Genomic DNA, 17,888 nt, shown 5'->3' with positions numbered 1-17,888 from the left:
CCAACGGGTCCGACAGGAGCCTCAGGATTTGCCGGAGCCACAGGAGATATCGGTCCAACGGGTCCGACAGGAGCCTCAGGATTTGCCGGAGCCACGGGAGATATCGGTCCAACGGGTCCGACAGGAGCCTCAGGATTTGCCGGAGCCACAGGAGATATCGGTCCAACGGGTCCGACAGGAGCCTCAGGGTTTGCCGGAGCTACGGGAGATATCGGTCCAACAGGTCCGACAGGAGCCTCAGGGTTTGCCGGAGCTTCTGGAGAAACCGGTCCAACAGGAGCCACCGGTCCACTAGGAGAAACGGGTCCAACGGGAGCTACCGGAATAGGAGAGACAGGAGCCACTGGTCTAACAGGTCCACAGGGAGGAACTGGACCTCAAGGTCCGACGGGAGTTCCCGGCTCAGCAGCAAATACGGGAGCCACTGGAATAACAGGTCCACAAGGAGACACTGGACCCCAAGGTCCGACGGGAGTTCCCGGCTCAGCAGCAAATACGGGAGCCACTGGAATAACAGGTCCACAAGGAGACACTGGACCCCAAGGTCCAACGGGAGCCTCAGGATTTGCCGGAGCCACGGGAGAAACCGGCCCAACAGGTCCAACGGGAGCCTCAGGATTTGCTGGAGCTACTGGAGAAACGGGTCCAACGGGAGCCTCAGGATTTGCCGGAGCCACAGGAGAAACCGGCCCAACAGGTCCAACGGGAGCCTCAGGATTTGCCGGAGCCACAGGAGAAACCGGCCCAACAGGTCCAACGGGAGCCTCAGGATTTGCTGGAGCTACTGGAGAAACGGGTCCAACGGGAGCCACCGGTCCACTAGGAGAAACGGGTCCAACGGGAGCTACCGGAATAGGAGAGACAGGAGCCACTGGTATAACAGGTCCACAGGGAGGCACTGGACCTCAAGGTCCGACGGGAGTCCCCGGCTCAGCAGCAAATACCGGAGCCACCGGAGTAACCGGTCCACAAGGAGATACTGGACCCCAAGGTCCGACGGGAGTTCCCGGTTCAGCAGCAAATACCGGAGCCACTGGAGTAACCGGTCCACAAGGAGATACTGGACCCCAAGGTCCAACCGGAGCCACCGGTGCAACTGGAGCTACCGGCCCAACGGGAGCCACCGGTGCAACTGGAGCCACCGGCCCAACCGGAGCCACCGGCCCAACCGGAGCCACCGGTGCAACCGGAGCCACCGGTGCAACCGGAGCCACCGGTGCAACTGGAGCTACTGGTCCAACCGGAGCTACCGGCCCAACAGGTCAAACTGGCTTGACCGGACCAACAGGTCCTAATTTTGCAACAGAAGGGTTCTCTGTTTTCCGTCCTACTGGTACGAATACTGCCGCGAGTACTGTATTATCTGGCTGGGTAGCGCCAGGTCCTCCATACTATTTTGGAAGCAGCTTCAATCCAGTCACCGGAGTGTATACGGTTCCAGTATCTGGAAGGTACTCTATGAAGGCGGTTATAAGTTATACAACAACAGTAGCTCTTACTGTATCACTTGGTGCAGGTGTTAATCCGGCCTTTGCTATTCAAAGAACGGCTCCAACCCCGACAACTTTGGTGTCTGGCTTGTTCCCTCTGTTAAATGTTAACATTGCATTGCTATTAACCTTAAGAGCGATTCTGGGGAATGCTTCTGTTACATTAGTAGGAGACTTTGAACTGAATGCGGGAGATCAAATTGCAATTTTTTACATCGCAGACGGATTAATTGTGAACTTAGATCTAGGTGGAGATCCTACCTTGCCTGCAGGTACCGTTTGGTCCGTGCATCGATTGACCTAGGGTACAAAATATCGCTTTATCCTTATACAGAACCAGCCTGTAAATCGAGAGTTCGATTTGCAGGCTGGTTTCAATTTTTTCAAGACAAATGGGTTATACTCTCTTACTAAGAGTACATCATTAATCAAAGAGTGGAGTTACATACAAATGAAAACAATCAAGCTCAGGGGAACATGGAAAAAAAGGATGCTTATCACGTTCATCACTATAATAGGACTAGCCATTGCCGGGATTAGTTATTGGAACCTTTCTCCCGTTCCAAAATCATTTTTGATTAAAAGAGCATTTGAAGGTGGCGTATTCGCCCCATCCGCAGTACATGGAGATGCTGAAAATAAAACGACAATCGTTAAGGATATCGATTATCAGTCCAAGTTTCCAGATGGTCAATTAGATATCATCTATCCAAAAAATCGAACAAGGGAAACCCCGACTATTTTTTGGGTCCATGGTGGAGGGTTTGTAGGAGGGGATAAATCGAATATTACTGGATATGCGGTAGAATTGGCCTCCCATGGTTATACTGTGGTGAATATCAACTATGCCCTAGCCCCAAAAAGAAAATATCCTACCCCTGTCCTTCAACTAGGTGAAGCATATGAATACATGAAGAAAAATGATAAGAAATATGAACTAAACTTAGATCGGGTTTATTTTGCCGGAGACTCTGCTGGTGCCCAGATATCAAGCCAGTTCGTTAACATTCAGACATCAAAAGAGTATGAAAAGCTAAACAAGATTGATGCAGTCGTGGATCCGGCTACGATTAAGGGCGTGTTGCTTTTTTGTGGTCCGTATAATATGCCGAATCTAGCTAAGATGGAAACCAGTAAAAACATACAGGACTTCTTGCGTACCACGGGATGGGCATACTTGGGTAGAAAAGATTGGGAAGGGTTACCGGAAGTAAAAATAGCAGCTGTTTTAAATCATGTTACCGAAAAATTCCCCCCTTCCTTTATTACCGATGGGAATAAGGGATCATTTGAAGATCAAGGGAGAGAACTAGCTGCGGCATTACAGAGTAAAGGGGTATATGTAGATGCTCTTTTCTTTGATAAAAAAGAGTTTGGTGAGTTAGTTCATGAATTTCAATTTAAAATGAATACTCCAGCAGGACAAAAAACCTTTAACCAAGTTCTAGAATTTTTAAGTAAAAAGAGATGAACCTTTCTGTATAAATCCGAAAACGGTGTTACAATATACGCATACCCTTGACGAGGAGAGGAAGTCCATTATGATTAACCAACAAAGAATACTTGATGAATTTATTGAACTTGTACAAGTGGACAGCGAAACAGGGGACGAACGTGCGATTTGTGACCTGTTGAAACAGAAGCTAACCGATCTTGGACTAGATGTAGTGGAAGATGGCTCAGCAGCTGTGACAAAGTATGGTGCGGGAAACCTCATTGCTACGCTAAAAGGTACTGTGGAAGATGCTCCTACGATTTATTTTACTTCCCATATGGATACCGTTACTCCAGGAAAAGGCATCAAGCCGATTATCAAAGATGATCATATCTATTCTGATGGAACAACGATTCTGGGCAGTGACGATAAAGCGGGTCTTGCAGCCATCTTAGAAGGTATTCGGGTGCTGAAGGAGCAGAAAATCGCTCACGGTACGATTCAATTGGTTCTAACGATCGGAGAAGAATCCGGATTAGTGGGTGCTCGCCACTTAGAACGACAATACGTAAAAGCAGATTTCGGCTTTGCTTTAGACTCCAATGGACCAGTAGGAGAGATCATCGTGAGCGCTCCATCCCAAGTGAAGATCCTCGCTCGCATCCACGGTCGTGCGGCGCATGCAGGAGTAAATCCGGAAGCGGGTATTAGTGCCATTCAAGTAGCTAGTCGTGCCATCTCTCGTATGCCGCTAGGACGGATTGATGAAGAGACGACAGCAAACATTGGTAGCTTCCACGGAGGTACTGCAACTAACATCGTGACAGAATACGTGGAAATCCTAGCTGAGGCTCGAAGCCGTAATGAAGAAAAGCTTCAGCAACAAGTAGAAAAAATGGTACAAGGATTCCAGTCCGCGGCCGCTGACTTCGGTGCGACAGCTGATGTGGAAACCAATGTCCTCTACCCAGGATTTTCTTTCACAGAAAAAGATCTAGTTGTCCAAAAAGCAGTTACGGCTGTGAAACGGATTGGTCGTACGCCAGCGATTGGTGGAAGCGGCGGTGGTAGTGATGCCAACGTGATAGCTGGATACGGTATTCCAACTGTCAACTTTGGAATCGGATATAAGAAAATACATACCACCGAGGAGCATATGCCGATCGCAGAGCTCAACAAAGCCGCTGAGTTATTTGTAGCAGTTGCACAGGAATGTGCTGAATAAGATAAAAATAGATTCCGTTTCATGAAAAAACCCCCAGATTATGCAGGGGCTTTTTCTTTTGTTTGAGAAAAGGAAGAAAGGGTGTATGAACCCATCTTTCTTTGGAAAAATAACGCTAATCACAATGAAACAGGAGACGAAAATATGAGTGTGTTTTTTTTCCTTACAGGTTTACTTTTGGTTTTTGTGTTAGGCTATATAGCCAGCAATAATCGAAGAGATATTAAACTGAAGCCTATTATTGCGATGTTAGTGGTAGAAGGGATTCTTACCTTTTTTATGCTGAGTACAAAAATAGGGATTACCATTGTGTCTGGTTTTTCCCAAGCATTTCACAAGTTAGTGGTGCTTGGGATTAGTGGTGTCGATTTTGTATTCGGTGGGTTAGAGAACAATGGAGCATCTACCTTTTTTCTTGATGTACTACTGCCGATTGTCTTTATCTCGGTATTGATCGGGATCTTAAGTCATTATCACATATTGCCGTTTATCATTCGGATGATCGGACTCGGCTTAAGTAAGATAAATGGCATGGGAAAATTAGAGAACTATGTAGCCGTTTCTTCCGCGATATTGGGACAATCCGAAGTGTTCCTGACCACTAAGAAACAGCTCGGTTTAGTATCTAAGCGTCGTCTTTACACGTTATGTACCTCGGCGATGAGCGCCGTTAGTATCGCGATCGTAGGGGCATATATGACGATGGTGGAGCCGAAATATGTGGTTGTGGCGATTATCATCAATATTTTTTCCGCACTCATCATTGCCAATCTCATTAACCCTTATGACCTGGGAGATGAGGACGATTTAGCGATTGAGCAATCAGCGGAGAAGCTTAACCTCTTTCAAACCATTAGCGAGAGCATTATGGATGGGTTTAAAGTGGCGATTATTGTGGCTGCGATGTTGCTTGGGTACATTGCTTTGATCAACTTCATTAACTTCCTGTTTTCATTTATCTTCCATATTTCGTTCCAAACCATACTTGGTTATATCTTTGCACCGATTGCTTTCTTGATGGGAGTGCCTTTCAATGAAGCAGTGAGAGCTGGGAGTGTGATGGCGACTAAACTAGTAACCAATGAGTTTGTGGCCATGCTTGACTTCCAAAATGTGTCCAAACAACTATCTGCTAAAACCGTCGGAATCGTCTCCGTCTTCCTGGTTAGCTTCGCCAACTTTAGCTCGATCGGGATTATTACCGGTGCGATTAAGGCGTTGAATGAGAAGAAGGGGGATGAAGTAGCGAAGTTTGGTTTAAAACTATTGTACGGTTCTACCTTAGCCTCGATTTTATCGGGTACGATTGTTGGATTGTTTTTGTAGGGAACGAAGAGCATTCTGTCTAGATACGCCTAGATAGGATGCTTTTTTAAGTAGAGAAATGAAGATTAGAAAAGAAAACTCTTCATGTAAGCGCTAATATGAACGATAACGAGGATCATATGCCTATTTTTCGCCTGAAATGCGTCTGTACAGTCGCTTGCTACGGGAGTAAGATTAGTTCAATTTCATATAAAAACATCTTTTCCCTATAATCGCTGAATTCCAATGGGAACGGGGGAACCAACTGTGGTTGATTAAAGACCACATGGGGTGAATCTTATCAAATGATGCCTATTTGATGAGTAGGGTGACTCTCAGCACCCGAATCCGTCAGCTAACCTCGTAAGCGTAGTGAGAGGGGGGTTATTTATTGTGGGTATTAGATTAAAGCCAACAGGATAACCACCTGTTGGCTTTTTGCGTGCAAAAAAATATGGAATAACTGAGAAAATAAACGATTTTAAGTGTGGAGGCGGTAAATGGTGATCTGGTTTATGTGTGCTGTTACACTCGCGATTTTTATCTATCTAGTCTATGCCTTACTTTATCCGGAGAAGTTTTAACGATAACCAATGGGAGGATTTTTGCACAATGGGAAATGCTACTTTACAGTTTCTGCTTATCTTGATTTTACTATTTGTGATTGCGATACCATTAGCAAAATATTTACAACTGGCGTTTTCGAGGGAAGAGACTAAGCTAGACCGATTCTTCGCCCCTTTTGAAAAATTTATCTATCGGGTAGCGGGGATTCAAAGTCGGGAGGAGACGGGCTGGAAAAAGTATGCTCTTTCCTTAATCTTAGCGAATGCGGCGCTGTTAGGGATTTCTTACGTAGTATTACGAGTTCAGAATTTCTTACCTCTAAACCCAGGTAAGATTTCCAATATGGAATCAACTCTCTCTTTTAATACAGCGATTAGCTTTATGACAAATACGGATTTGCAACATTACAGTGGTGAGTCGGGTCTCACGATTTTAACGCAAATGATATTCGTGACGATGATGATGTTTACCTCTGCGGCAACGGGTTTAGCGGTGGCGATTGCCGTCATTCGAGCTTTATCGAGCAAAGGGAAAACCATCGGGAATTTCTATCAAGACTACATCAGGGCAAATGTTCGTGTGTTGCTACCGCTTTCTGTGATTTTGACGATATTACTCGTTGCATTCGGTGTCCCCCAAACATTGGACGCAAGTACAACCATTACGACATTGGAAGGAAAAGCACAGACGATTGCGATGGGACCAGTAGCTTCTCTGGAATCGATTAAGCATATCGGGACAAATGGTGGAGGATTCTTTGGAGTCAACTCGGCTCATCCGTTTGAGAATCCAAATGCTATCACGAACATTCTTCAAATCTTAGCCATGTGGTGCATTCCTGCTGCTCTCCTTATCACCTATGGATTGATGGTGAAGAATCGGAAACAAGGTTGGGTTTTGTTCGGATCGATGATGGCGATTTTCCTTATTGTTCTTACCGTGATTTATTGTGCCGAACAAGCAGGGAACCCGGCGTTAAATAAGCTAGGATTTTCTTCGGCTCAAGGTAGCATGGAAGGAAAAGAAGTGCGATTTGGGATCCCACTTTCCAGTTTCTTTACTGCATTAACCACTGCGGCCACCACAGGTACTGTGAATAATATGCACGATACACTTACGCCAATCGGTAGCCTCGTTCCATTTGGACTAATGATGTTAAACAATGTGTTTGGCGGAGAAGGTACTGGTTTTGTCAATCTATTGATGTACGCGATTCTAGCGGTTTTCCTAGCGGGACTCATGGTAGGTCGTACACCCGAATTTTTAGGACGGAAAATCGAGCCACGTGAAATGAAGTTGATTGTGATCGCTTTGTTGATTCATCCGCTTATTATCCTAGGTCCATCTGCCATTGCCTTTATGACTCATTTAGGAACAGATGCGATCAGTAACGGAGGCTTCCATGGGATCTCGCAAGTAATATATGAGTTTACATCAGCGGGAGCGAATAACGGTTCAGGATTTGAAGGATTAGGAGATAATACACCTTTTTGGAATATCTCTACCGGGATTGTGATGATACTCGGACGTTATATTTCGATCATTGCTTTGTTGGCGGTAGCCGGTTCATTAACACAAAAGCAACCCGTACCTGAGACGATCGGCACATTCCGTACTGACAATGCAACGTTCGGGGCGATTCTGATCGGAACGGTGCTGATCATAGGGGCTCTTACCTTTTTCCCCGTCCTCGTTCTAGGTCCGATTGCAGAGTTTTTGTCTATTCGTTAAAAGGGAGAGAAATTACAAAATGAATTCGCAAACGAAAAATCAATCGATGTTTCAAGGACCGATTGTTCGTCAAGCGTTACGAGATAGCTTTAAAAAATTGAACCCACTTATCATGATGCGAAATCCGGTCATGTTTGTGGTAGAAGTAGGGACCTTCATTACTCTGTTGATGATTCTGATGCCGGGTTATTTTGGAATACAAAATCAGATGGGCTACACCATTGCGGTGTTTGTCATTCTATTTTTCACGATTTTATTTGCCAACTTTGCCGAAGCACTTGCCGAAGGTAGAGGGAAGGCGCAGGCAGATTCTCTGAAAAAAACCAAGGCAGATACTGTAGCAAAACGAGTGAATGAGAAAGGTGAAATCGAGAAGGTTTCATCTACTGAATTACGAAAAGGCGATGTGGTAGTAGTCGAAACAGGGGACTTGGTTCCCGGAGATGGAGAGATCATCGAGGGATTAGCTTCGATTGATGAATCTGCGATCACAGGGGAATCAGCACCAGTGATTAAAGAAGCAGGTGGCGACTTTAGCTCTGTCACAGGCGGGACGAAGGTAGTGAGTGATTCGATCAAAATACGAATTACAGCTGATCCTGGTGAATCATTCCTGGATAAGATGATTTCCTTAGTCGAAGGAGCATCTCGTCAAAAAACACCGAATGAACTTGCTCTAAACACGTTGTTGATTACCTTGACGTTAACGTTCCTCATGGTCGTCGTTACCTTATTGCCGATTGCTGGCTATGTAGGCGTTCATTTACAGATTGCTACGTTGATTGCGTTACTTGTCTGTTTGATCCCTACCACGATTGGTGGACTTCTTTCGGCCATCGGGATTGCGGGGATGGATCGGGTAACCCGGTTTAATGTCCTCGCCATGTCTGGCAAAGCGGTCGAAGCGGCAGGCGATATTAACACGATGATTCTCGATAAAACAGGAACGATTACTTTTGGGAACCGGATGGCCGCACAGTTTACCCCAGTTGGTTCTGCTACAGAGTCAGAAGCAAGAGGAGCGGCGGTACTATCTTCGTTAAAAGATGAGACTCCCGAGGGGCGTTCCGTTTTAGAGCTCTCTAAAAGTCAAGGGTTTACAGTAGATCCTGCTCCTTATGAGCAAGCAGAATTTATCCCCTTTGCAGCGGAAACCCGAATGAGTGGTATGGATGCAAATGGTGTCATTTATCGCAAAGGTGCTGTAGATTCGATCCAGAAATATGTTCAAGAATTAGGAGGAGAAGTTCCGGCTGATCTAAAAGAAAAAAGCGATCAAATCGCTGGGCTAGGTGGTACGCCACTTGGCGTTTCAGTCGGGAATAAAATCGTTGGGCTTATCTATTTGAAAGACACTGTAAAACCGGGTATGAAAGAGAGATTTGACGAGTTACGCAAAATGGGGATTAAAACCATCATGTGTACAGGGGACAATCCTCTGACTGCGGCCACGATTGCCAAAGAAGCAGGGGTAGACGACTTTATTGCCGAAAGTACACCAGAAGATAAAATTCGAGTAATCCGCGACGAACAAGCACAAGGGAAATTAGTAGCGATGACAGGTGATGGTACCAATGACGCACCTGCTCTAGCTCAGGCAGATGTAGGGCTCGCAATGAATAGTGGAACGATCGCGGCGAAGGAAGCGGCCAATATGGTGGACTTGGACTCTGATCCCACGAAAATCATCGAAGTCGTGTCCATCGGGAAGCAGCTATTGATGACACGAGGAGCGTTAACAACTTTCAGTATTGCTAACGATATTGCTAAATACTTTGCGATCTTACCAGCTATGTTTACCGTGGCGATTCCACAGATGGAAGCATTAAACTTCATGAATCTGAATTCGCCTACGAGTGCGATTTTGTCAGCTTTAATTTTTAACGCGATTATTATTCCCTTGCTGATTCCTCTAGCGATGAAGGGAATTGCATATAAGCCGATGCCAGCTGCAGCGCTATTACGTCGTAATTTACTCATTTACGGTTTAGGTGGCGTGATCGCTCCGTTTATTGGGATTAAGCTAATCGACCTTGCCGTCGGATTGTTTGTATAACACATAGGAGGAATTGTGAGATGAAAGGTATTCGTTTAGCTGTAGTTATGATCGTCGTGTTGGGCCTGGGTTATCCTCTCGCTATGACGGGGATCTCTCAGCTCATTTTCCCACATCAAGCCAATGGGAGCATGGTTTATAATGACCAAAAACAAGCAATCGGTTCCGAGTTAATCGGGCAATCGTTCGAAGGTCCACAGTATTTCCATGGGCGTATTTCTTCGATCAAATATGACGGAGCTGCATCCGGCACCCCAAACTACGCCCCTTCTAACGAGGAAATGATCAAAAGAACGAAGGAAGAAGCAGATAAGTGGCTAGCACAAAATCCAGGGAAGTCAGTAGGCGATGTTCCACTAGACTTAATCACGAACTCTGGGTCTGGATTAGATCCACATATTAGCCCAGAAGCCGCTCGCTTTCAAATCCCAGCTGTGGCGAAAGCAACTGGCTTGTCCAATCAACAATTAGAAGACCTACTGAAGAAGCATGTGGAGGGCCGAGCCCTTGGTGTGTTTGGAGAACCGCGAGTCAACGTATTCAAGTTAAATCTGGATCTGCATAAGCTGATCCAAGCTAAGGCGTGATTGAATGCAGAATGATAGAGAGTATAAGCGTTTAACTCCAGAAGAAATCTTACAAAAGATCGAGAAAATGAAGAAGGGTCGCCTCAAAATTTACATTGGGGCGGCTCCTGGTGTTGGAAAGACGTTTCACATGCTACGAGACGCACATGACCACAGGGCCAAAGGGATAGACATCGTGGTTGGTTTGGTCGAAACACATGGACGTACGACCACCGCCGCTGAAATCAAAGACCTAGATATCATCCCGAAGCAAACGATTCGTTACAAAGGAAAAGAGCTTCAAGAGCTAGATGTAGACTCGATTATCAAGCGTAATCCAGACGTGGTCATTGTTGATGAGCTAGCTCATACCAACGTGCCCGGATCGAAAAACAAGAAGCGGTATGAAGATATTCACGAGATACTAGAAGCCGGCATCCACGTCTGGACCGCTATGAATATCCAGCATTTAGAGAGTGTCCGAGATATTGTTGGGCAAATTACAGGGATTCAAGTAAACGAACGAGTCCCTGACTCTATGTTACGTGAAGCTGATGAAGTGGAAGTTGTGGATGTGAGTCCCGAAACACTACGGTCTCGGATTCAAGAAGGCAACGTATATAGCAAGGATAAAATCCAGCAATCTCTTAACAATTTTTTTCGTAGGGGAAATCTGGTTGCACTGCGAGAGTTATCTTTACGGGAAGTAGCGGATGACATTGATTTACGTTTAGAAAGAGAGAGAACAGAACTTGGAATTGAAGAACCGTCTGGTGTACACGAGAAAATCTTAGTTTGTATCCAGTACGGTCCTAATGCCGAAAAGTTGATTCGCCGGGGCTCCCGCATAGCGAATCGTTTAAATGCAGAGCTTTACATCCTTCATATCCGCTCGCACAAATCTGATTCAAAATCGATCGAAGAATGGAAGCAACTCGCCGAGCAGTTTGGGGCTACGTTTCTCGTCCAAAAGGCAAGATCAAGAAAGGTAGCTCAGCAAATGGTAGAAGTTTGCCGTGAACATAAGATTAACCAAATTATCATGGGGATGTCGGCACGTACCAGATGGGAAGAAATCTGGAAAGGCTCTATCATTAACATAATCATGCAACAACTACAGTATGTGGATGTTTTGATTGTGTCGGATCGATCCTCTAAAAATCCATAAAGTCAATCGCAACAAAATATATCCGATACACGCTCCTGTTACATTTAAGATCACATCGTCTATATCGATGACACGAAGTCTCCATCCGGATAGTTCATTCCCTAACATCTGCAATAGTTCGATGAGTACACTTAAGCATAAAGCTAATCCAGCTGTTTTGATGAATCGGTTTATTTTCGCCCAGATGAGAGGAATCAAGAAACCAAATGGGGCGAATAGAGCAATATTTCCCCCGATTTGCTTCCAGAAGCTATTCCGACCCGTGTATGTTTCGATCGTAGAAAAGGGAATAAAATTAAATCCAGCAACCCAACTTATTTGTCCTTCTGGCATGAATATGGGAATAGGAAATAGAGTAACACAAACTAAGAGAGCTAAGTAAAAGAGAAAGATCATTTCCAGTATGAATCTTTTCACTGGAACTTGCTTTCTACGTATCATGAAATGTATGAGGAAAATCGGAATAAGATAGAACCACTTAAAATGAATCAACATATAAAATCACTCCTTAAATCTAGGAGATTATAAGCCAGAGAAACAAAGATGAGATAAAGATCATATCAATTTCAGATAAAGATTTTATTATGTAACATGTAAAGGTACCTTAAACAAAAAACAGACTCATCTAGAGAGAATAGAAGCTTCTCTAGATGAGTCTGTTTTTTGTTCTAATTGAGATGCATTTTAGGGATTACCATGGATTAATCCCATATATCTCCGATGAGATAGGCTCATTGTACACTTTATAGCTGGCTACTCTTCCCTTATCGATCCTGACGGAGAACTCGCTTTTATCAGGGAAAAAGGTTGCAAATGGAAACTCTGGATATGGAGGGTATTTTGGATAATTTGGATAGGCAGTTGTTTGGGTAAACTTGTAAGAACCAACAGGAAGTTGAAGATTCATTTTTCCATCTTGATTTGTTCTTTGCTTTGTATACTCTTTCCCGTCCTTATAAATCGTAAATTCCACATTCGACAACTTGGTTAGAAAATACTCAAAACCCGAAGGATCACTAGGTGAGTATCTCCAATCTTTGCCGAACACCGTAATTTCTAAGGTTCCTGTTTCTACCTTATAGGTTGAACTTGCATTCGCTACATGTGTAGCATTCGATACTCCACCAAAAATCAAAGATCCTACTAAAACGAACATAGATAAAAATTGAATCGTGCGCTTCATTGAAATTCCTCCTATGGGATCGCTCCTATGAGCCTCTCTAAGAATATGGTCTTTTGTTTGAAGGTTGTTGCGAATTAAAAGTTTGTTTATTTCATTGCAAATACCGCCTCTCATGTAAATATTTTTACTCTCTAAATAATAATTGCTACATGTGAGGCGGAATATCCTGCTTTTAAAATATGATGTTTATGAACTTAAATATAACTTTATCTCAACGAGGGGGATTCGTTATGTTCTTTTCCGATTTTTCTCCGACACACCATTCTAGTCTTGATCTGATCAGTCTAGGCGATATTTTCCTTTCTCTAACTTCATGTCGATAAAATCAACCACTTTTTGCAACGAGGAAATTTGGCTAATGACATTCTCCCTGTGGCTTTTTAAGCTCTCCACTAACTCCGGAAATTCTGCTGGATCCGTATCGGTGGGAACTGCTAAAAACGGCCGCATTTCCTCTAGTGACATCCCTGTTTTTTTCATGCAGGTAATTAACTGGATCGTATCAATGTCCTTTTGCCGATAGATGCGATGTCCGTTATCCTGTCGATCTGCACGAGGCAATAATGCGATCTTTTCATAATAACGAATCGTATCCTTCGAAACGCCCGTCTGATCAGCGGTTTGCTTGATCGTAAAAGTAGACTCTGTCGTCATCATTCTGTTCCTCCGAAGCCTTGTTTTTGTGCATTATACATCTTGGAGTTGGCTCCAAGTCAATCCTTTCTCTTTAGAAAAAATGTGTGTTTTCCCATCTTGACTTGAAGTTGACTCCAAGTTATACACTGTGCACATAACAAGGAGGAATTAGGATGAGAACAAGTCAGCACGAAAATATTGCACTCATTACGGGTGCAAACGCCGGAATTGGATTGGAATTAACTCGGAAATTATTGTCGGAAAACTGGCAGGTGGTAGCTTTAAACCGTTCCGACTTCTCAGCAGATGTGGAAATCCAAAAAGAGATCAAAAACGGATCACTTCGAATCTATAAAACGAAGGACCTTGCTGATTATGTCAGCTTGAGGAGAGTGCTAGAAGAGATTAAAGGGACGGAGCAACGAATCGATATTTTGTTTAACAACGCCGGTAGGAGCTTCAATGAACTAAGCTATTCTAAACAAGGGCGCGAAAGCCATTATGAGCTGATGGCAGTCGTTCCATACATCATCGTGATGGAATTAAAGGGACTTTTACAAAACGGTCACTTCAAAACGGTGATTAATACTTCTTCTGCCGCGATACAATTTGCGAAGGAGTTTACGATCGAAACACTAGAGCGCCCTAGAACGTTTCGGAAACTGCTCGGTCCTTACGCCACATCCAAGCTGGCACTCTCATTATGGACAGGGGCCATCGCACCACAACTTGCCAAGGACGGCATCCAAATTCGCAGTGTGGACCCAGGAGGCAATAATACATTACGAAAAGGAAGAAAATCCGGATTGCCTATCTTCATTGAAGCATTAATGAAGTTCTTTTACTCACCTCCTACTCATGGTGCGGGCCAATTATATGAAGGGGCACTGGGAAAGCATCGTAACGAGACGGGCGTTTTTCTACTAAAAGGTCGGGTTACGGGATTAAAGTTTAGTGACCAAGCGAGGGAAGTTTTGGAAAGGGTTCAGACGATTTACGAACAAGAATTTCTTTCTTAAACGCAGTCCTGATTTCAACAGTTCTTCTACGAAAAGAGAGCGCCCGAACTCTAGACTGGTGTCTGTCATATTGTGATATATAACGAAGTGGAAGGATGGTTATGTTATGTACCATTATTGGCAACCCAATCATTTTCCTTACGATCCTCATTATGAAGGTAAAGAAGTATATGAATACGAACATGTTCCCATAAGGGATCATCAGAATCGAATCAATCTAAGCAATGGCATGCGTACCCTATGGGCGCAACATGTTGTTTGGACCAGAATGGCTATCATTAGTATTCTGCTTAATTTACCCGATACGAAATTTGTTCTCGCACGACTTCTTAGAAATGCTCAAGATATGGGGAATGCGTTAGAATCCTTATACGGCGACAGAGTGGCAAGAAAATTTAGCGAATTGATAAAAGACCATTTGGTCATTGCCGCAGATTTGGTTAGAGCAGCAAAAGCAGGAGATAAGTTAGATGTAGCCATAGCCGAACGAAAATGGTATGCCAATGCAGACGACATTATTAAGTTTTTAACGAAAGCCCTCCCATATTTACCGAAAAAAGAATTTCAAAAAATGTTCTACAGACATCTCTCTTTAACGAAAGCAGAAGCTGAATCGATTCTAAATAAGGATTATCAAGGCGGTATCCAATTGTATGATCAAATCGAACACGAAGCATTAATGATGGCGGATCAAATGACAAAAGCCATTGAGAAGCAATTTCCTGAGAGATTTTAAATAGGGATGATGAGAATGACATAGCAAAGGTGCTACTCTCTACGGGTAGCACTTTTTGTTATACTATTCTGTAAAATGATCCTAGGAGTGGTCATAATGGTGTCTTCCTATGAAGCCTTCCTGGAAGGTGTGAAGCCCTCAGCTTATGAAAATTTGGACATGCTTTCTCAATCAGAGCTCATTCCAGCATTGAAAAAACACCCAGCATGGAATGAGTGTGAGAATTTCTGGATGTTTTTTCAGTCTGAAGGTCAAAAAGAGCGATTCCTAAGTCAGTATCTTCATTCCACCGATTCGGAGCAACATCGATTACTGGGTTTAGAATTAGGCTACCCACCGAGAGCGGTTGACTTCTATGTCAAAATACTGCATGAGACCAGTCATCCAACAGTAGGAGTTCATTACCACGGGTATAACTTTACTAGTTGTATCCACGATCTAGAAGAGAATATAAAATGGCTATGGAGCACTCATAAGATCGTCGACTCGGTAGAAGTGCGTTTTAACCAAGAGAGTTATCAAATTCGCCACTTAGATATCAATGACTTGCAGACTGCATTAGAGGAAGTGCATAAGAAGACAAACGTGTTAGAAAGTGCAATGTGAGGGTGAAGTGCATCTCTGGTGTTAGGTACGGAATCTAACACCAGAGATGCTTTTTTCTATGATAAAAATGAGGGTTTGGTACCGATTGATATAAATGAGAAGTACAAGAGATAGCATGTCCCAGAACCCAAAGTGGACTACCTTAAACTATCCCAATTCAATCAATGTCTGATGTGCTATTTGGTGCAATTTCTTCAAGTTCACAAAATTTTGCTCTGCCTACAGAATTATTATCAAGAAACTTTACCGATACATATGCTTGAATATTTTTGTCATAATTATCAGGAACAAATTTTCGGATGGTTACAATCCGATCCCTATTCCGTTTGGTGAGGGGATTGCGAGGCTTGATAATATATTTATTGCCCATATACAACGTTCGTTTGATAACTCCATCCACTTTAATCTTTGCTTTCCAAAACTCGCCGTCATGATCTTCTACAAGTTTCACATCACACTTTCGCATATTTTCCTCCTTAATTATAAGAAATATCTGTTATGAAGATGACATGGCAAAGGTGCTACTCTCTAGGGGTAGCACCTTCTCACTAATACAGGATTTGTAGGTATTAACAGACGATTTTTCCAATAATCGCTGTTACTCATCATCATCGTCGTCATCGCCAACCGATAAAAAGGCAGGGACGTTAGCACTAAAGGACTTCATAAACTTCCTCCTCAATTTGATATTTCTCTCTTTAGAAGAAGCGATAGTTGCTAAACTACTCAGTATCATCATCATCACCAATCAACAAAAATGAATGGGTGTTAGTACTAAAGGACTTCATAAACTTCCTCCTCGCTCCGAATATTAAGTTCTTTTTGAAGACGGTACAAACGTATCAAATAATATCCTAGCTCAATTTCTTCTTTCATATTATCAAAACAATCCGCCGATTTCAATAAGGCTGTATATTGACGTTGCTTATATCCATGTTCTTCAGCGATTCGAGACGCTTCTTTATAATATACGAGAGCTTCCATAAATTGACCTTGATAATAGTGGACATTCCCTCTCACAATTAGAGTTTTTGCCATGCGAAATGCATCTGTATGTTTTCTTCCGATCTGGAGGGCTTCCTCTAGATGTTTGGTTGCTTTTTCCCAGTCTTGATGAGCAATGTAGAAAATGCCGAGATAGGTATGAGAATCAATATGTCTACGTGGAGACTTGAATTCCTTGTCTGAATTAAGGACTAGCATAAATCGATCAAATGCTTTCGTAAAATCCTTCTGTAACAAGAAAATACTACCTGAAATAATAAGAAAGTCGAGATAATGATTTTTTTGATTACGATGAGTCCGAGCGATCTGTAGTCCTCGATCACAACATTGGAGAGCATCTGTGAATAAATTTTGATTCCGTAAGATGGTGGATCTAAATTTATAAATGTTTAGTATTGGATAGTCACCATAGTTCTGGTCTAAATTAGATACTTCGGACCAGATTGTATCCAATATCTTTGAGGCTTCATCATTACGTGACAATTTCAGCAGATACATTACCTTATTCCCTAGTAGCTGATATTTGACCCCTTCTCCTTTCTTATTTGCATCATAGGTCTCTAGACCATCATTGACGTATTTAATCGCCTGATGTAAATCTCCATTTACATATCTACATTTTGACAATTCAGAGAAGCAAGAAGCAATAATATTATCTTTTGGATTCAAGTTATATCGCTCTGTACATAGTTTGATTGCCAATTCCAACTGTTTTTCAGCGCGCTCTAACTTTCTCTCCTCATAAAAAATCCGTCCACGTAGATATAAAGTAAAAGGAGTAAGTGGATGATATTCTTCGAAATCCATTTTATCTAACTGTTCTTTTGCGGATTTCAAGTCACCAAACTCGATAATGGTTTCAATCGCTTCCAGTTGATAATAAACCTCCTTTATTTCAGCCCTTGCCTTCTCTGCTAATTCGAGTACATCTGATTCTTTTAAGCCCAGCTTTTCCAGATAGATCTCAAGTGTTTTCGCACTCACTTTTCCTCTTGCTTTCTCTATATTGCTTATGGAACCCTTTGAAATCGTATGGTCAAATAGATCATCCATTTTCATATCTAACTCTCTAACTCGTCGCCGCTTTAACACGTACCGAATGATGTCGTCTTCTAATTGAATCAAATGCCCTTCTACTTTAACCGACATAAAATCACTCC

At 43.1% G+C, this 17,888-nt stretch carries 17 protein-coding genes and 1 riboswitch; of the genes, 12 read left to right on the top strand and 5 right to left on the bottom strand.

Annotated features, from left to right (window positions below; genetic code table 11):
* The 9 genes from J2Z48_RS11550 to kdpDN form a co-directional block, all read left to right on the top strand.
* Nucleotides 1-1,794 (top strand): collagen-like domain-containing protein (locus J2Z48_RS11550; RefSeq protein ID WP_503128546.1); only part of this gene is annotated, 1,794 nt, incomplete at its 5' end.
* Between the two features lie 147 nt (nucleotides 1,795-1,941).
* A complete protein-coding gene (locus J2Z48_RS11545; RefSeq protein ID WP_307253682.1) occupies nucleotides 1,942-2,961 on the top strand; it encodes an alpha/beta hydrolase in 1,020 nt (339 codons plus the stop codon).
* A 70-nt stretch (nucleotides 2,962-3,031) separates the two neighbouring features.
* Nucleotides 3,032-4,150 carry a M20/M25/M40 family metallo-hydrolase gene (locus J2Z48_RS11540; RefSeq protein ID WP_307253680.1) on the top strand — a complete coding sequence of 373 codons (1,119 nt, stop codon included), beginning with the start codon at nucleotides 3,032-3,034 and terminating at the stop codon, nucleotides 4,148-4,150.
* 144 nt (nucleotides 4,151-4,294) lie between these two features.
* Nucleotides 4,295-5,476, top strand: coding sequence for a NupC/NupG family nucleoside CNT transporter (locus tag J2Z48_RS11535; protein ID WP_307253678.1), 1,182 nt, complete (start codon nucleotides 4,295-4,297; stop codon nucleotides 5,474-5,476).
* 203 nt (nucleotides 5,477-5,679) lie between these two features.
* A riboswitch (cyclic di-AMP (ydaO/yuaA leader) is annotated at nucleotides 5,680-5,839 on the top strand.
* 116 nt (nucleotides 5,840-5,955) lie between these two features.
* Entirely contained in the window at nucleotides 5,956-6,039 is an 84-nt protein-coding gene (gene kdpF / locus J2Z48_RS15765) for a K(+)-transporting ATPase subunit F (protein WP_370872929.1), read from the top strand.
* Nucleotides 6,040-6,067: 28 nt separating this feature from the next.
* Complete coding sequence (kdpA, locus tag J2Z48_RS11530) at nucleotides 6,068-7,753, top strand: potassium-transporting ATPase subunit KdpA (protein WP_307253676.1); 1,686 nt, start codon at nucleotides 6,068-6,070, stop codon at nucleotides 7,751-7,753.
* A 19-nt stretch (nucleotides 7,754-7,772) separates the two neighbouring features.
* Nucleotides 7,773-9,809 (top strand): potassium-transporting ATPase subunit KdpB, encoded by a 2,037-nt coding sequence (kdpB, locus tag J2Z48_RS11525; RefSeq protein ID WP_307253674.1) that lies wholly within the window; start codon nucleotides 7,773-7,775, stop codon nucleotides 9,807-9,809.
* 20 nt (nucleotides 9,810-9,829) lie between these two features.
* Nucleotides 9,830-10,396, top strand: a complete 567-nt coding sequence (kdpC, locus tag J2Z48_RS11520) for a potassium-transporting ATPase subunit KdpC (RefSeq protein ID WP_307253672.1) — start codon at nucleotides 9,830-9,832, stop codon at nucleotides 10,394-10,396.
* Nucleotides 10,397-10,400: 4 nt separating this feature from the next.
* Entirely contained in the window at nucleotides 10,401-11,543 is a 1,143-nt protein-coding gene (gene kdpDN / locus J2Z48_RS11515; RefSeq protein ID WP_307253669.1) for a KdpD-like non-kinase potassium sensor, read from the top strand.
* Here kdpDN and J2Z48_RS11510 read toward each other — a convergent pair.
* From J2Z48_RS11510 to J2Z48_RS11500, 3 genes are all read right to left on the bottom strand, one after another.
* On the bottom strand, nucleotides 11,490-12,038 hold the full coding sequence (locus tag J2Z48_RS11510; RefSeq protein WP_307253668.1) for a VanZ family protein: 549 nt from the start codon (nucleotides 12,036-12,038) through the stop codon (nucleotides 11,490-11,492). The genes kdpDN and J2Z48_RS11510 overlap by 54 nt on opposite strands.
* 196 nt (nucleotides 12,039-12,234) lie before the next feature.
* On the bottom strand, nucleotides 12,235-12,726 hold the full coding sequence (locus J2Z48_RS11505; RefSeq protein WP_307253667.1) for a SpaA isopeptide-forming pilin-related protein: 492 nt from the start codon (nucleotides 12,724-12,726) through the stop codon (nucleotides 12,235-12,237).
* A gap of 279 nt (nucleotides 12,727-13,005) precedes the next feature.
* Nucleotides 13,006-13,380, bottom strand: a complete 375-nt coding sequence (locus J2Z48_RS11500; RefSeq protein WP_307253704.1) for a MerR family transcriptional regulator — start codon at nucleotides 13,378-13,380, stop codon at nucleotides 13,006-13,008.
* A 155-nt stretch (nucleotides 13,381-13,535) separates the two neighbouring features.
* Between J2Z48_RS11500 and J2Z48_RS11495 the strand changes: the two genes are divergently transcribed.
* The 3 genes from J2Z48_RS11495 (at nucleotide 13,536) to J2Z48_RS11485 (ending at nucleotide 15,723) form a co-directional block, all read left to right on the top strand.
* A complete protein-coding gene (locus J2Z48_RS11495) occupies nucleotides 13,536-14,381 on the top strand; it encodes an SDR family NAD(P)-dependent oxidoreductase (protein ID WP_307253666.1) in 846 nt (281 codons plus the stop codon).
* 106 nt (nucleotides 14,382-14,487) lie between these two features.
* Complete coding sequence (locus J2Z48_RS11490) at nucleotides 14,488-15,117, top strand: acetylglutamate kinase (protein WP_307253665.1); 630 nt, start codon at nucleotides 14,488-14,490, stop codon at nucleotides 15,115-15,117.
* A 96-nt stretch (nucleotides 15,118-15,213) separates the two neighbouring features.
* Nucleotides 15,214-15,723 carry a hypothetical protein gene (locus J2Z48_RS11485; RefSeq protein WP_307253664.1) on the top strand — a complete coding sequence of 170 codons (510 nt, stop codon included), beginning with the start codon at nucleotides 15,214-15,216 and terminating at the stop codon, nucleotides 15,721-15,723.
* Nucleotides 15,724-15,880: 157 nt separating this feature from the next.
* On the opposite strand, the gene J2Z48_RS11480 is transcribed toward J2Z48_RS11485, so the two are convergent.
* Nucleotides 15,881-16,189, bottom strand: coding sequence for a hypothetical protein (locus J2Z48_RS11480; protein WP_307253662.1), 309 nt, complete (start codon nucleotides 16,187-16,189; stop codon nucleotides 15,881-15,883).
* Between the two features lie 308 nt (nucleotides 16,190-16,497).
* Nucleotides 16,498-17,877, bottom strand: a complete 1,380-nt coding sequence (locus J2Z48_RS11475) for a helix-turn-helix domain-containing protein (protein ID WP_307253661.1) — start codon at nucleotides 17,875-17,877, stop codon at nucleotides 16,498-16,500.
* Between the last annotated feature and the right edge of the window lie 11 nt (nucleotides 17,878-17,888).

This window comes from Croceifilum oryzae (assembly GCF_030814315.1).
Classification (GTDB): Bacteria; Bacillota; Bacilli; order Thermoactinomycetales; family Thermoactinomycetaceae; genus Baia; species Baia oryzae.
This window is presented reverse-complemented; position numbering and strand designations above follow the sequence as displayed.

What these genes read in the sequence shown, in the direction of transcription:
- J2Z48_RS11545 (WP_307253682.1), top strand. Translation starts at nt 1,942, where the DNA reads ATGAAAACAATCAAGCTCAGGGGAACATGGAAAAAAAGGATGCTTATC.
- J2Z48_RS11540 (WP_307253680.1), top strand. Translation starts at nt 3,032, where the DNA reads ATGATTAACCAACAAAGAATACTTGATGAATTTATTGAACTTGTACAA.
- J2Z48_RS11535 (WP_307253678.1), top strand. Translation starts at nt 4,295, where the DNA reads ATGAGTGTGTTTTTTTTCCTTACAGGTTTACTTTTGGTTTTTGTGTTA.
- kdpF (WP_370872929.1), top strand. Translation starts at nt 5,956, where the DNA reads ATGGTGATCTGGTTTATGTGTGCTGTTACACTCGCGATTTTTATCTAT.
- kdpA (WP_307253676.1), top strand. Translation starts at nt 6,068, where the DNA reads ATGGGAAATGCTACTTTACAGTTTCTGCTTATCTTGATTTTACTATTT.
- kdpB (WP_307253674.1), top strand. Translation starts at nt 7,773, where the DNA reads ATGAATTCGCAAACGAAAAATCAATCGATGTTTCAAGGACCGATTGTT.
- kdpC (WP_307253672.1), top strand. Translation starts at nt 9,830, where the DNA reads ATGAAAGGTATTCGTTTAGCTGTAGTTATGATCGTCGTGTTGGGCCTG.
- kdpDN (WP_307253669.1), top strand. Translation starts at nt 10,401, where the DNA reads ATGCAGAATGATAGAGAGTATAAGCGTTTAACTCCAGAAGAAATCTTA.
- J2Z48_RS11510 (WP_307253668.1), bottom strand. Translation starts at nt 12,038, where the DNA reads ATGTTGATTCATTTTAAGTGGTTCTATCTTATTCCGATTTTCCTCATA.
- J2Z48_RS11505 (WP_307253667.1), bottom strand. Translation starts at nt 12,726, where the DNA reads ATGAAGCGCACGATTCAATTTTTATCTATGTTCGTTTTAGTAGGATCT.
- J2Z48_RS11500 (WP_307253704.1), bottom strand. Translation starts at nt 13,380, where the DNA reads ATGACGACAGAGTCTACTTTTACGATCAAGCAAACCGCTGATCAGACG.
- J2Z48_RS11495 (WP_307253666.1), top strand. Translation starts at nt 13,536, where the DNA reads ATGAGAACAAGTCAGCACGAAAATATTGCACTCATTACGGGTGCAAAC.
- J2Z48_RS11490 (WP_307253665.1), top strand. Translation starts at nt 14,488, where the DNA reads ATGTACCATTATTGGCAACCCAATCATTTTCCTTACGATCCTCATTAT.
- J2Z48_RS11485 (WP_307253664.1), top strand. Translation starts at nt 15,214, where the DNA reads ATGGTGTCTTCCTATGAAGCCTTCCTGGAAGGTGTGAAGCCCTCAGCT.
- J2Z48_RS11480 (WP_307253662.1), bottom strand. Translation starts at nt 16,189, where the DNA reads ATGCGAAAGTGTGATGTGAAACTTGTAGAAGATCATGACGGCGAGTTT.
- J2Z48_RS11475 (WP_307253661.1), bottom strand. Translation starts at nt 17,877, where the DNA reads ATGTCGGTTAAAGTAGAAGGGCATTTGATTCAATTAGAAGACGACATC.